This window comes from Nocardiopsis listeri NBRC 13360, assembly GCF_001570765.1.
In the GTDB taxonomy this organism is placed as follows: Bacteria; Actinomycetota; Actinomycetes; order Streptosporangiales; family Streptosporangiaceae; genus Nocardiopsis; species Nocardiopsis listeri.
The window spans coordinates 14,125-28,469 of the sequence record NZ_BCSH01000003.1 but is presented as its reverse complement, the minus strand read 5'-3'; the positions used below and the strand labels follow the sequence as shown (position 1 = coordinate 28,469).

11 protein-coding genes are annotated in these 14,345 nt (G+C 67.8%); 8 read left to right on the top strand and 3 right to left on the bottom strand.

Going from position 1 to position 14,345, the window contains the following annotated elements; genetic code table 11:
- Positions 1–295: 295 nt before the first annotated feature.
- The gene (locus tag NLI01S_RS01565) at positions 296–760 is read right to left on the bottom strand and encodes a flavodoxin family protein (protein ID WP_067597938.1); all 465 of its coding nucleotides are present in this window, start codon (positions 758–760) and stop codon (positions 296–298) included.
- A 378-nt stretch (positions 761–1,138) separates the two neighbouring features.
- Here NLI01S_RS01565 and NLI01S_RS01560 point away from each other — a divergent pair, with 378 nt between their 5' ends.
- From NLI01S_RS01560 to NLI01S_RS01540, 5 genes are all read left to right on the top strand, one after another.
- Positions 1,139–1,792 (top strand): DUF4352 domain-containing protein, encoded by a 654-nt coding sequence (locus NLI01S_RS01560; RefSeq protein WP_223809062.1) that lies wholly within the window; start codon positions 1,139–1,141, stop codon positions 1,790–1,792.
- 289 nt (positions 1,793–2,081) lie between these two features.
- A complete protein-coding gene (locus NLI01S_RS01555; RefSeq protein ID WP_067597932.1) occupies positions 2,082–2,924 on the top strand; it encodes a nitrilase-related carbon-nitrogen hydrolase in 843 nt (280 codons plus the stop codon).
- Positions 2,925–2,928: 4 nt separating this feature from the next.
- The gene (gene hydA / locus NLI01S_RS01550) at positions 2,929–4,335 is read left to right on the top strand and encodes a dihydropyrimidinase (protein WP_067597929.1); all 1,407 of its coding nucleotides are present in this window, start codon (positions 2,929–2,931) and stop codon (positions 4,333–4,335) included.
- 9 nt (positions 4,336–4,344) lie between these two features.
- Positions 4,345–5,355, top strand: a complete 1,011-nt coding sequence (locus NLI01S_RS01545; protein ID WP_067597926.1) for a TIGR03842 family LLM class F420-dependent oxidoreductase — start codon at positions 4,345–4,347, stop codon at positions 5,353–5,355.
- 233 nt (positions 5,356–5,588) lie between these two features.
- The gene (locus tag NLI01S_RS01540; protein WP_067597923.1) at positions 5,589–7,124 is read left to right on the top strand and encodes an NCS1 family nucleobase:cation symporter-1; all 1,536 of its coding nucleotides are present in this window, start codon (positions 5,589–5,591) and stop codon (positions 7,122–7,124) included.
- A gap of 79 nt (positions 7,125–7,203) precedes the next feature.
- On the opposite strand, the gene NLI01S_RS01535 is transcribed toward NLI01S_RS01540, so the two are convergent.
- Both NLI01S_RS01535 and NLI01S_RS25500 read right to left on the bottom strand, forming a co-directional pair.
- Entirely contained in the window at positions 7,204–8,274 is a 1,071-nt protein-coding gene (locus NLI01S_RS01535; protein ID WP_067597919.1) for a CDP-alcohol phosphatidyltransferase family protein, read from the bottom strand.
- 327 nt (positions 8,275–8,601) lie between these two features.
- A complete protein-coding gene (locus NLI01S_RS25500) occupies positions 8,602–8,751 on the bottom strand; it encodes a hypothetical protein (protein ID WP_157090908.1) in 150 nt (49 codons plus the stop codon).
- 386 nt (positions 8,752–9,137) lie between these two features.
- Between NLI01S_RS25500 and NLI01S_RS01530 the strand changes: the two genes are divergently transcribed.
- The 3 genes from NLI01S_RS01530 (at position 9,138) to NLI01S_RS01520 (ending at position 14,080) form a co-directional block, all read left to right on the top strand.
- Positions 9,138–10,583, top strand: a complete 1,446-nt coding sequence (locus tag NLI01S_RS01530) for a bifunctional cytidylyltransferase/SDR family oxidoreductase (RefSeq protein ID WP_067597917.1) — start codon at positions 9,138–9,140, stop codon at positions 10,581–10,583.
- Positions 10,580–12,571: a glycerophosphotransferase gene (locus NLI01S_RS01525; protein WP_067597914.1), complete on the top strand. Its 1,992-nt coding sequence runs from the start codon at positions 10,580–10,582 to the stop codon at positions 12,569–12,571. The genes NLI01S_RS01530 and NLI01S_RS01525 overlap by 4 nt, the downstream gene beginning before the upstream one ends.
- An 81-nt stretch (positions 12,572–12,652) precedes the next feature.
- Entirely contained in the window at positions 12,653–14,080 is a 1,428-nt protein-coding gene (locus tag NLI01S_RS01520) for a polysaccharide pyruvyl transferase family protein (RefSeq protein ID WP_067597911.1), read from the top strand.
- Positions 14,081–14,345: the final 265 nt, after the last annotated feature.

The following is a 14,345-nucleotide window of genomic DNA, read 5'->3' as shown; positions in this document are numbered from 1 at the left end:
CGAGGTCACCGCGCGACCTGAGATCTTGGGCCGGTGGGCGGCCACGCGGTGGTTCGATGGAAGGTGGGAAGGCCGCGGGGGGAGCGGGTCACCTTTCGGAGCTCCCCCGCGGTCCGTGGACCATCCTGGCCTCGAAGCGAGGACGTGCGGTGGACGCCACGCCGCCCCGCTCGTCCCGGATGGCAACCCTTGACGCAGACTTACCGATCCTTGCCGAAAAAGCCGTGTTCAGGGTCGTGTGTGACCGAGTGACCGGTTCTCGACGGCCCCTTCGAAGTCGGCCCACCCCATCCCCTCACCCTTCGGCGTGTTCCAAGGCGGCGAGGGCGGTGACCGCCCCCAGTTCCCAGCAGGCCTCCCGGGCCTCGGCGTCGGGGCGCCCGGTCACAGTCACCGGGGGGCGGTGCCGTTCCCAGCCCATGCCCTTGGCGATGGACTCCACCGAACGCACCGCACCGGAGGTGTCGTTGTCGCCGTGCACGTACAGGGAGAACGGCATGCCCTGGCGATCGACCTGGACCGGGTAGTACACCGTGTCGAAGAAGTGTTTGAGGGCACCCGACATGTAACCGATGTTGGCGGGGGTGCCGAGGATCACCGCGTCGGCCGCCAGCAGGTCGGTCGGCGTCGCCGCCAGTGCCGCCCTGACCTCGACCTCCACGCCTTCGACGTCGTCGTCGCGCGCCCCCTCCAGGACCGCGTCCAGGAGTTCGCGGGTGGCGGGTGAGACGGTGTGGTGAACGATGAGCAGTCGTGCCATGCGCCCACCTTCTCAGAACCGATCGGCGAGACAGGGCGTCCCACCTTTCACCGAGACGACCACGGTCGGGACACCTCGCGGTCGGCGTTGACCTCGACCCTCAGCATGTCGGTATCGTCGGAGCGTGCCCAAAGCTCTTGGAACCGGCGCAAGTCGGATGGCGTCTCAGCCAACGGCACAACTTCAGTCTTCAGAAAGCCAGGCCCCGCCATGAGTCAGCCTCCTCCTTACGGACCTCCGCCCCCAGGCGGGCAACCGCCTATGGGGCCGCCTCCCGGCGGGATGCCTCCCGCAGGTCCGCCCCCACCGGGCGGCATGCCCCCCGGTGGAATGCCTCCCGGCGGCATGCCCCCCGGTGGGCCCTATGGCCAACCGCCGATGGGTCCCCCTCCCGGTGGCCACTACGGGCGACCGCAGCCGAAGAAGTCCTCCCCCTGGCTGTGGATCAGCCTGGGTTGCGGTGGCCTCTTCGTGATCGGCGTGGTCCTGGTCGTCCTGTTGGTCTTCGTCCTCGGTGACGAGCCCGAGGACGAGGGTGGCACCACCGGCGGTGGGTCCGAGGGCACCGGTGGGGGCGGGAACGGCGGTTCCGCGGGAGTGGACACCGACTCCGGTCTGGGCAACGAGCCGCGCTCCAACCCCGACATGCCGGGGATCGGCGAGACCGTGGAGCACGAGGGTCTGCGCTTCACCATCACCCAGATCGACTCGGGCCTCCCCGAGGCCGGCAGCCACACCCCGGTCGGCGAGTACGTCGCGGTGTGGATCGAGGTCGAACCGGCCGGTTCGTCCGCCGAGGACTTCTGGCGCGACGAGCAGCACCTCTACACCTACGACGGTCAAGAGATCGAAGAGGACTACGAGGCGACCTGGGACTACACCGAGGACAGCATGCTCATCGCACTGGAGCCCGGTGAGAGCTACGAGACCGTGATCGTGTTCGACGTGGACGACCCCTCGCAGATCTCCCACATGGGTCTGAGCGCCGAGACCCTCGGCGGCAACGAGGTCGAGGTCGACGTCACCGGCTGACGTGTGACACCGACGTCGCGCGGGCGGGGCCGCCGGATCCGATCCGGCGGCCCCGACGCATGTGCGGATACATGAAATTCCACCGCGATGGGCGCTCGAACTTGTCCGATCCTCCGACCGAATAGCACCACAGGAAGGTTATATATCCCCATACGACACAAACGCGAATTCGGTTAACACGCTCTTATCCGGTCCCGCCCGGTGTCGGATATTGACCGGCCATTCGTCTCTTATCTAGGGTGCGATCTCTACAGCGCAGGTCGCATGCTCGACCAGGAGCGAGGGAACCATGCCGCACAACGTCCGGGCCGCACTCGTACAGACCGAGTGGACCGGAGACACCGCGTCCATGCTGGACGCCCACGAGCGGTACGCGCGGGAGGCCGCCGCGCAGGGCGCCGGGATCATCGGCTTCCAGGAGGTGTTCAACGCACCCTACTTCTGTCAGGTCCAGGAAGCCGAACACCACCGTTGGGCCGAACCCGTACCCGACGGCCCCACCGTCGCACGATTCCAGGCGCTCGCGGCGGAACTGAACATGGTGATGGTGCTCCCGATCTTCGAGATCGATAAACCCGGTTTCCACTACAACACCGCCGCCGTCATCGACGCCGACGGCACCTATCTCGGAAAGTACCGAAAGCACCATATTCCGCAGGTCAAAGGATTCTGGGAGAAGTACTACTTCCGCCCCGGAAACCTCGGGTGGCCGGTGTTCGACACCGCCGTCGGCCGCGTCGGCGTCTACATCTGCTACGACCGCCACTTCCCCGAGGGCTGGCGTGCCCTGGGCCTGGCCGGCGCGCAACTGGTCTACAACCCGTCGGCGACCAGCCGTGGCCTGTCCGCACACCTGTGGAAGCTCGAACAGCCCGCCGCCGCCGTGGCCAACGAGTACTTCGTCGCCGCCATCAACCGGGTCGGCCGGGAGGAGTACGGCGACAACGACTTCTACGGCACCAGCTACTTCGTCGACCCGCGCGGACAGTTCGTGGGCGAGGTCGCCTCCGACACCGAGGCCGAACTGGTCGTCCGCGACCTCGACCTCGACATGGTCGACGATGTCCGTCGGCAGTGGGCGTTCTACCGGGATCGCAGGCCCGACGCCTACGGCCCGCTGACGGAGGGATGAGGCCATGGCCCGGACCCTCATCAGCGGCGGCCTCGTCGTCACCTCGGCGGAGGAGGTCGAAGCCGACGTCCTCGTCGAGGACGGGAAGGTGGCCGCCCTCGCCCTGCGCGGCAGTGACGCCGCCCGCACCTGGGCCGAAGGCGACGCCGAGGTCGTCGACGCCACCGGCCACTACGTCGTCCCCGGCGGCGTCGACGGCCACACCCACATGGAGATGCCGTTCGGCGGTACGTACTCCTCGGACACCTTCGAGACCGGTACCCGTGCGGCGGCGTGGGGCGGCACCACCACCATCGTCGACTTCGCCATCCAGCGGCCGGGCGAGTCCGTACGCGCCGGGGTGGACTCCTGGATGGCCAAGGCCGACGGCCGGTGCGCGATCGACTACGCGTTCCACGCCATCCTGTCCGACGTCGACGAATCCTCGTTGAGGGAGATGGACGCCCTCGTCGGTGAGGGCGTCACCTCGTTCAAGCTGTTCATGGCCTACCCGGGCGTGTTCTACAGCGACGACGGGCAGATCCTGAGGGCGATGCAGCGCGGCGCCGCCAACGGCGCGCTCACGATGATGCACGCCGAGAACGGCATCGCCATCGACGTCCTCGTCGAGCAGGCCCTGGCCGAGGGGCGGACGGACCCGCGCCACCACGGGGAGGTCCGCAAGGCCCTGCTGGAGTCGGAGGCCACCCACCGCGCCATCCAGCTCGCCCGGGTCGCGGGCGCTCCGCTGTACGTGGTGCACGTGTCGGCGGGCGAGGCCGTGGCCGAACTGTCCCGGGCCCGGGACATGGGGCTCAACGTCTTCGGTGAGACGTGTCCGCAGTACCTGTTCCTGACGGTGGACGAACTCGCCGCACCCGGGTTCGAGGGCGCCAAGTACGTATGCTCGACGCCGCTGCGGCCCGAGGAGCACCAGGCCCACCTGTGGCGGGCGCTGCGCACCAACGACCTTTCCGTGGTCTCCACCGACCACTGCCCGTTCTGTTTCAGCGGGCAGAAGGACCTGGGCGTGGGCGACTTCTCCAAGATCCCCAACGGCATGCCCGGGGTGGAGCACCGGATGGACCTGCTTCACCAGGCAGTGGTGGAGGGACGCATCGGTCGCCGACGATGGATCGAGCTGGCGTGCGCCACCCCGGCCCGGATGTTCGGTCTGTATCCGAGGAAGGGCACCATCGCCCCGGGCGCCGACGCCGACCTGGTCGTGTACGACCCCAACGCCGAGCGGATCCTGTCGGCGGACACCCACCACATGAACGTGGACTACTCCGCCTACGAGGGAAAACGGGTGACCGGCGAGGCCCGCACAGTGCTCTCCCGGGGCCGCGTGATCGTGGACCGGGGTTCCTACCTGGGTTCGGCCGGCGACGGTTCGTACGTGCCCAGGTCCACCTGTCAGTACCTGATCTGAAGGGGCCGCATGGACATCGGACTGGTCCTCCAGACGGATCCGCCCGCCGACCTTCTGGTGGAGCGGATGGCGCGCGCCGAGGAGAAGGGGTTCACGCACGGGTGGACCTTCGACTCCGTGGTGCTGTGGCAGGAACCCTTCGTCATCCACAGCCGCGTCCTGGAGCGGACCGAACGCCTGGTGGTGGGCCCCATGGTCACCAACCCCGCCACCCGCGCGTGGGAGGTGACCGCGTCGGTGTTCGCCACCCTCAACGACATGTACGGGAACCGGACGATCTGCGGGATCGGCCGCGGCGACTCGGCGATGCGGGTGGCCGGGCGCAGGCCCGCGACCCTGGACCGACTCTCACGGGCGATGACCGCTATCAAGGATCTCGCCGAAGGACGCGAGGCCGACGTGGAGGGAGCGACCCTGCGCATCCCGTGGGTGCGCGACGGTTCCCTGCCCATGTGGATGGGCGCGTACGGACCCAAGGCCCTGGAACTGGTGGGGCGGCGGGCCGACGGGTTCATCCTGCAACTCGCCGATCCCTACCTGACCGAGTGGATGGTCAAGGCGGTGCGGTCGGCCGCCGCCGACGCCGGGCGCGATCCGGACGAGGTGAAGGTGTGCGTGGCCGCGCCCGCCTACGTCACCGACGGGTCCATGGAGGGGCGGGCCCACGCCAGGGAGCAGTGCCGCTGGTTCGGCGGAATGGTGGGCAACCACGTCGCCGACCTGGTCTCCCGGTACGGGGACCGGTCGGACATGGTGCCCCGGGAACTGACCGACTACGTCAAGGCCCGCCAAGGCTATGACTACAGCCACCATGGCCGGGCCGACAACCCGGACACCGGCTTCGTTCCGGACGCCATCGTCGATCGGTTCTGCCTGATCGGGACGGTCGACGAACACCTGGAGAAGCTGGAGCGGCTGCGCGCCGCGGGTGTGGACCAGTTCGCGATCTACGCGATGCACGACGACGTCGACGGTGTGATCGACACCTACGGGAGCAGGATCGTCCCGGCGATGTCCTGAGCGGACGCGGCCACGTCCGTGACCCGTGTAGGGCCGGGCCGGCCCCGACACCGGGGGCCGGCCCCGACACCGGGGGCCGGCCCCGACCGCCCACGCACGGGAACGTCGTCGCGACCCCGGCGACGTGTGAGGATGGTCGACGGCCTGAATCCGCCTCCTATCCGGCCCTCCCCCGGCCCCGAGCGCGATCCCGCCGTCATGCGTCCCCGTCAGCACCACCGAGAAGGTGTCCCGTGTCCCAAGCCCCACCGCGACCCGAGTCGACCGCACAGGTCACCCATCCCGACGGCCGTGTCTCCCTGCCGGAGGGCACCACCCTCCCGGCCGGCCCCCTCGTCAACGACGACCTCCAGCCCGTACCCATGTCCAGGCGGAGCTGGGGCACCGGCAGCTTCTCCGCCCTGTGGGTGAGCATGTCGGTGAGCATCCCCGCCTGGACGCTGGCCAGTGGGTTGATCGCCGCCGGCCTGGACTGGCGTCAGGCGATGCTCGCGGTGGTCCTGGGCAACCTCATCGTGTTGTCGCCGATGGTCCTGACCGGGCACCCGGGGGCCAAGTACGGCATCCCGTTCCCGGTGTTCGCGCGCTCCTCCTTCGGGGTGCGCGGCGCGAACCTGCCCGCGCTGCTGCGCGGGGCGGTGGCGTGCGGTTGGTTCGGCATCCAGACCTGGATCGGCGGGCAGGGCGTGTACGTCCTGACCGGTCGGTTGTTCGGTGCCCCATGGATGGACGCCGGGGAGTTCGGCGGGTACCCGTGGACGCTGTGGCTGTCCTTCGGGGTGTTCTGGCTGGCCCAGGTCGCCATCGTCCTGTGGGGCATGGAGGGTGTGCGCAGGGTCCAGCTGTGGGCCGCGCCCCTGATGATCCTCGGCGGCGTCGCACTGCTGGGTTGGATGGCCTCCCAGGCGGGCGGCCTCGGCCCGATGCTGTCCGTGGACCGGCCCCTGGACTGGAGCCCGTCCTTCTGGGCGCTGTTCTTCCCGTCCCTGATGGGTGTGATCGGCTACTGGGCGACGTTGACCCTCAACATCAGTGACTTCACCCGGTTCGCCTCCACCCAACGGGCGCAGGTGATGGGTCAGTCCCTGGGCCTGCCCACGACCATGACGCTGTTCTCGCTGATCGCGGTCATGGTGACCGCGGGCACCGCCGCGGTGTACGACGAGCCGATCTGGAACCCGATCGACGTCGTGGACAGGATGGACTCCGGTCTCGGTCTGCTGTTCGCGATCTTCGTGGTGCTGTTGGCCACGGTGTCCACCAACGTGGCCGCCAACCTGGTGGGGCCCGCCTACGACCTGGCCAACCTCAAGCCGAACCTGATCGGCTTCCGCACCGGCGCGCTCATCACCTGTGTCCTCGGTGTCCTGATCTTCCCGTGGAAGCTCCTGGAGGACGAGAACACCTACATCTTCGTGTGGCTGGGCACCGTCGGGGGCATTCTCGGTGCCGTGGCGGGCATTCTGCTGGCCGACTACTGGTTGCTGCGCCGCACCAGGATCGACCTGCCCGCCCTGTTCGACCGGGACGGCGAGTACTGGTACTCGGGCGGCTGGAACTGGCGCGCGCTGCTCGCCTTCGGCGTCGGCGCGCTGCTGTCCGTGGCGGGCCCACTGGCCTCGTACGGCTGGGTGGTCGGCCTGATCGCCGCGTTCCTCCTGCACTGGGCGCTGGGCGCCCTCGTCCCGGACCGGCGGATGCTCGCCGCCGACCGGGCGGCGACGGAGGCCGTCTCCGAGGACAAGGGTTCGGCGAACGGCACGAGCTGATCCCTGGAAAACGGGTGCGGCGCGTCCCCGAGTCGGGGACGCGCCGCTCACACCCACGAGCCGTACGGATCGGGGCCGTTCAGGCCGCCGGACGGTGCCGTTCGAGGCCGCTGAGGTCCAACGCCTTCAACGTCTCGTTCATGTTCTGGGTGACCCGGACGAACTCGCGGGTGGACAACCAGAGCTTGTAGATGATCAACAGCTCGAAGGCGAGCATGAACACCGCGGAACCGATGATGGTGGCGACCATCCCGGTGATCGAGAACATCCCCACGAGCGGGGCGACGATGAACACGCCCATCTGGAACTCGATGCCGCTGAACAGGTGCGGACGGATCCGATTGGCCCAGAGCATGTCGCGCACCCTGCGGTACCAGGGGAAACGCTTGTCGAAGCCCTTCTGTAGGGCGGTGCTCTGTAGGTGCTTGGCCTTGCGGTTGGGGGTGATGCCCCCCGCTTCGTCAGTCTCGTCGTCGGACACCGAGGCGGGGGCCTGGACGCGCTCGGTCCCGCCGATGGAGACGCTGCTCTCCTCGTCGCCCATGCCGTCGTTGACGTTGTCGTCGGCGCCGGCGAAGCCGCCGGCGGCCTGGCGGACCCGACCGCTGTCCTGCTCGTCGGCGTGCTCCTCGACCTCGCGGATGGCCTGGGCGATGTGGCGGCGCATGGCCGAGCGGACCTTCGCCATCTGCGGCGAGTTCAGGTAGCGGAACATGTCGGTGAAGACGATGGCCAGCAGGACCCACAGGAAGACGGGGTTGCCGGTGATGGCGAACTGGCCGCCCATGAGGGCGATACCGCACAGCAGTACGCGAATGCGGTCGAAGACGTAGTCCAGCCAGCTACCGAAGACCGAGCCATTGCCCTTCAGGCGGGCGATCTTGCCGTCCATGCAGTCGAGGACGAAGCTCAGGTGGAACAGCAGGGCACCGGTCAGGAGCCAGTACCAGTCCGCGAGGAAGAAGCACGCCGCGGAGAGCAGGCCCAGGATCAGGGCCGCCACGGTGAGCTGGTTCGGAGTGATGTTGGTGCGGTTCGCCGTCGCCTTTACCAGCCGGGAGGCGAGCGGGTCGACCAGCCAGACCGTCCACCACGAGTCCCGTGGCTTGTAGGTCTGGTCTCGCACGTCTGCGAGGGTGAAGGAGGGCATTTCCCTGAACTCCGATGGATAGAGAACGGTGCAGGTCAGGGGGATGTTCGCCGGGATCAAAGGCGTGTGGTTCCCGTGTCTCGCCCGGAGAATCGCCCGTCGAGGGCGGTCCACCGCGTTCGAGGCCACCGAGAGGTGACGCCCGCGTGAACCGTGAGGTTGTCAAAAGTGACAGGTAGATCAAAACGTAATGAATGCGACCTGAACGACTCACTACCCCGAATCGGCCTATAAGCCTTCAGCGGCAGACGACCGGGGGCCGCACGGCGACTCACCGCACGACCCCCGGCCCGCCCCGCCCGACACCGAACGCCCGGCCCGGAACCGTCAGCGAACGTCGCCGTCTCCGGGGGCGCCCTGGAGGGGCCACCCCACCCCGAAGGCGCCGTCATCGTCGTAGTAGAACTCCTCGCCCTCCTCGTAGTCCTCGTACTCCCACTCGTCCTCCATGCACCCTCGCCCTCTCGTCGTGATCACCCAAGGGACGGTTCGACGCGAGGCGAGGTTGGCACTTCGATCGTCACGAGTCGGCCGCGAGTCGAAAACGGCACTCTCATCACTCTTCGCATTCGAAACGCTCGTCCAGGTTCGATCACGGATCCGAGAGGGCTCAATACATGAAACTGCATAAATCACAAGAATCCAGGTAAACCGGGCAAGGCAGAGCGGCGTCTACCCGTTGAACACAGGACTCTTCTCTGAGTCCGGTTCCCCTTCCCGCACCCCGGGTGACGAACCGGCCGGACGAATTCCGCTCCGCCGCACCCACCGGGGCCCATCCTCCTTGCGCGCAAGCTCTGCAACGAGCGCCGCGCCCCGCACAGTCCTTGGGAGACTCCTTGCCCACGACATCGCCCACCGGCGTGAAAAACCGAACCGCAACCCGGACCGTCGCCGTGGTCCTGGCCGGCGGGAGTGGACAACGTATCGGTCTGTCGACCCCGAAGCAGCTGCTGAAGATCGCCGGCAAGACGATTCTGGAGCACACCCTCGACGTCTTCGAGCGCTCGGCCTGGATCGATGAGGTCATCGTGATGATGAACCCCGGGTTCGTCTCCGACGCCGAGGTCCTCGTGAAGAAGGCCGGTCTGTCGAAGGTCTCCCGCGTCCTTCCCGGAGGCACCTCCCGTAACGCCACGACCCAGTTGGCGTTGGACGCCCTGTCCCACTACTCCGCGGCCAACACCAACGTGCTCTTCCACGACGCCGTCCGGCCGATGCTCTCGCAACGGGTCATCGAGGACTGCGTCACCGCCCTGGGGTCCTTCGAGGCCGTGGACGTGGCCATCCCCTCCTCGGACACGATCATCGAGGTGGACGACGACGTCATCACAGACGTGCCCACCCGTTCCCGTCTTCGTCGCGGCCAGACCCCACAGGCCTTCCGGATGTCGACCATCCGTGACGCCTACGCGAAGGCCTGGAACGACCCCGCCTTCGAGGCCACCGACGACTGCACCGTGGTCCTGAGGTACCTGCCCGAGGTTCCGATCCACGTCGTGGCCGGCGAGGAACAGAACATGAAGGTCACCCAGCCGGTCGACATCTTCATCGCGGACAAGCTCTTCCAGCTCGCCACCGCCGCCACCCCCGACTTCACCGACCAGGACCACGCCGACCTCCTCGCGGGCAAGACGATCGTCGTATTCGGCGGCAGTTACGGAATCGGCGCCGGGGTCGCCGACCTCACCGAGAAGCACGGCGCCCGGGTCTTTCGCTACTCGCGGAGCACGACCCGCACCGACGTGGCCGACCCCGACGACATCGCCGCCGCCTTGGAGCAGGCCCACTCCGCGACCGGACGCATCGACTTCGTGGTCAACACCGCCGGGGTCCTCCGCATCGGCCGCCTGGACCGGACGAGCACCGCCGAGATCGAGGAGACCCTCAAGGTCAACTACCTCGCCCCGGTCAACATCGCCCGGGCCGCCTTCCCCTACCTGGCCCAGACCGGTGGCCAACTGCTGTTGTACACGTCCAGTTCCTACACACGAGGACGCGGCGAGTACAGCCTGTACTCCTCGACGAAGGCCGCCACGGTCAACCTCACCCAGGCGCTGGCCGACGAATGGTCCGAGGACGGTGTGCGGATCAACTGCATCAACCCCGAACGCACGCAGACCCCGATGCGCACCAAGGCCTTCGGCGACGAACCCTCCGGCAGCCTGCTCAGCGCCGACAAGGTCGCGCGCACCTCCGTCGACGTCCTCCTCTCGGACCTGACCGGTCACGTCATCGACGTCCGCCGCGAGGACCTCCCCGGAGTCCACGGCGCGACCGCCAAGAAGGAAGCCGAGGCCGCGAAGTGATCCCGCGTCGACTCGACCGTGAGACCCTGGTCGGCGCGACGCTGTTGGGACTCGCCTTCCTGACGATGCTCGTCGGCGTCGTCACCGGACTGTGGTGGATCTTCCTCGTGGGCGCAGCCGGCGGCTACGTCATGGACGCCCTGCTGTTGCACCGCCTCACCGGCTTCGCCAAGACCCTCCAGCAGGTACGGCTTGGCATCACACCCCGTACGCTCCTGCGCCAACTCCTCGTGTTGGGCCTGCTGATCACCACCCCGGAGTCCACCTCCACCGGCATCGGGATGGTGCTGCTGACCTTCCTGGTGCTCTTCGGGTTGCAGCTGATGTGCGGCCTGGTGGCGCGTCGGCTTCGCACCCGGCGCCGTCTGCCCGTGGTCACCCGCAACATCGACCTGAGCGACCTGCGCATTCCCGACAGTCCGCCCATGCCACTCGTCCGAGAGCCCATGAGCCGGCTGCTTCCACTGGACATCTTCCTCCTCCTGGGCGTGACCGCCTTCGTCGCCCTGACCGGTGCGTGGACGGTGATCGCCGGCGCCGCCGTTTCGATCGCGGTGACCGTGGTGGCCTTGGCGCTGTTCGCCTGGCACTATCGTCGTGCGCTCGCCATCCCGCCCGAGGAAGAGACCATGGCCTTCACCCAGGCCTGGTTGAACTCCTACCGGCCCGAGGTGCTCCTGTACTTCTCCGGTTCCGCGGACTCCGCCTATCAGGTGAACATGTGGTTGGAGACGTTGGACAGGTTGCCGCGCCGTTCGGTCGTCGTCCTCCGGGAACGCGCCATCGCCGCGAAGCTCGCACCGACACGTGTTCCCGTCCTGTGCGTACCCACCGCGACCAACCTCATGGCCCTCGACTTCGGGCCGGCACGAGTGGCCCTCTACCCGGCCAACACCGGCAAGAACATCCACATGCTGCGCAACCCCTCACTGAAGCACGTGTTCATCGGGCACGGGGACAGCGACAAGGTCGCCAGCATCAACCCGTTCAGCAAGGTCTACGACGAGGTGTGGACCGCGGGCCGGGCCGGACTCGACCGATACGCCAAGGCCCAGGTGGGTGTGCGCGTGGACGAGATCGTGGAGGTGGGACGTCCCCAACTCGACGAGATCCGGACCGACACCGCCCCCAACTCGGTGCGCACCGTCCTGTACGCCCCCACTTGGGAGGGCTGGACGGACGAGCCCGGCAACACCTCGCTCATCGACGCCGGTCCCACCCTCATCGAGAAGTTGTTGACCACGGAGCCGAAGGTGCGTGTCCTGTACAAACCGCACCCGTTCACCGGTATCCGTTCCGCCGCGGCCCACAAGGCGCACAAGCGCATCGTGTCACTCATCGAGGCCGCGAACCGGGGTGTCCGAGGGCGTTCGGAGGAGAATCGGCGCCGGTTGGCCGAACTGGACCACCGCCTGAGCGACTTCGACACCGACACAGGCGCGCGGGACGAGGCGCACAACGCCCGGGAGGAGGGCCGGTCCGACCCCTCGATGATCACCGAGCTCAAGGCCCTGGCCACCGAGTGGAACCGTGTCCACTGGGACGGGCACTCCGATGAGGAGCACCAGGTCGTCCAGGGTCCCCGCCCCACCCTGTACTCCTGCTTCAACCAGGCCGACCTGCTCATCAGTGACATCTCCAGCGTGGTGGCCGACTTCGTCGCCACCGAGAAACCCTACGCGATCACCAACTGCGAGGGCATCACCCACGAGGAGTTCCAGGTCACGCACCCCACCTCCTCGGCGGCCTACATGCTGTCCCCGGACGGTGAGGGGCTGGACGAGGCACTGGACGCGACCCATCTGCCCGAGGCCGACCGGCTGTCCCAGCAACGCGGCGAGCTCAGGAACTACCTCCTGGGCGGGCCCGACTCGCAGTCGCGCTTCAACGCGGCCGTCGACGACCTCTACAGGCGCGGCAGACTCCTGCGACCCCTGGCCGCCGAGGGAACCTCCGGCGACGACACGTTGGCGCCCAGCACCTCCTGACCCGACCACGGCGGGCCCGCGCGACGTGGGCCCGCCTCGTCGTCACCGCCCCGTCACCCTCCCTTCATCGAAAGCACAGCCATGACGCGCGTTCTGCTCCGCTCCAAGAAGGACCCGTTCCAGATCGTCGGACCCGGGGCCGCCATCGAGCGGAACATCTTCGGTAACAACGCCGGAAACCTGATCTTCAGCCAGGCGAGTCACAAGACCCTCCAGACCGCCGGTACCGAGGTCGTCGCCAACGGCTTCCGCGCCGACGCCGCCGACGCCGATCGCATCAACGAGGAGTACGACGCCTTCGTCGTCCCCTTGGCCAACGCGTTCCGTGTCTCCTTCATCGGGCACCTCAACGACCTGAGCTCCCTGATCGAGAAGCTCACCATCCCGGTGGTCGTCCTCGGGGTCGGTGCCCAGTCCGACCTCGACTACGACCTTGGCCGGATGGCGCCCCTCAACGAGCCGGTGAGCCGTTTCGTACGGGCCGTCCTCGACCGCTCCGCCACCATCGGTGTCCGCGGCGAGTTCACCGAGAAGTACCTCCACAGCCTTGGGTTCAACGACGTGGAGGTGATCGGTTGCCCCTCGATGTTCATGTACGGGGAGCACCTCGACGTCGCCAAGGGCCTGGGGGAACTCACGTCCGAGAACGCCATCGCGGTCAACGCCTCGCGCAGCGCCCTGGGCGCGGGCGACGTCGGCGGCATCATCACGTCGAACTTCGAGCGCTACCCGCACATGCGCTACTTCGCCCAGGAGACGAAGGACCTGGAGCTGCTGTACTGGGGCGACAACTCCGGGGTCACCGGTGAGCGCAACCGCATGCCACTGCACCGCACCCACCCCCTTTTCCAGGAGAACAGGGTCCGGGTCCACCTGGACCCGGCCACGTGGATCGACAGCCTGCGTGATTACGACTTCTCCTTCGGCACCCGTATCCACGGGAACATCACCGCGCTGTTGGCCGGCACACCCGCGGTGGTGCTCTGCCACGACTCCCGGACACTGGAGCTGTGCCGGTACTTCGACATCCCGCACCGGCAGATCCGGCACCTCTCCCCTGACGCGGACGCGGCGCGAATGTACGCCGAGGCGGACTTCGACGCCATGCACGACGGTCACGCCGAACGCTTCGCCCGTTACACCTCCTTCCTGGAGAAGAACGGACTGGAGCACGTGTACCAGGACGGTGAGGACCGTGGCGCGGCGTTCGAGGAGCGCGTTCGTTCCACCGCCTACCCGGCCGGGGTCGACGCCTGGTCCAGCGCCGAGGAAGGCGTGTCCGCGCGGATCGGTTGGCTTCGTCGGAACCACGCTTCGACGGTGGACAAGGCCTCGGAGCTGAGCAAGCGTCTGCGCACCGTGGAAAAGGCCGCCAAGCAGGCCGACCAGCGGGTTCAGAACCTGGAGAAGCGACTCAAGGCCTTGGAGAAGTCCGCTTCGCGGGGCCTTTACCGACGCCTCCGACGGACCGCCGGACGCGTCCTGCGCAAGCTCGGACTGCGCCACTGAGTTCCGCCCGCTTCCGGGGCCCGCCGAGCACGGCGGGCCCCTTTTTGTGATCCAGGGCACCCGTTTGCGCAGATCAGGGCTACGCGTTCACACAGATTCCATCTCGACTCGACAACGGGGCGGCCCGTACACCCAAGTCACTCCGGACGGTTACCGATACTGGTTCGGCAGGGCTCTCTCTCGGCGTCACGAACCTCTCCTCGGACGCACCGAACCGCCGCGTCCGGCCGGGCCCCTGCCCCTACCTTCTTCGAGCCCGAGGCTG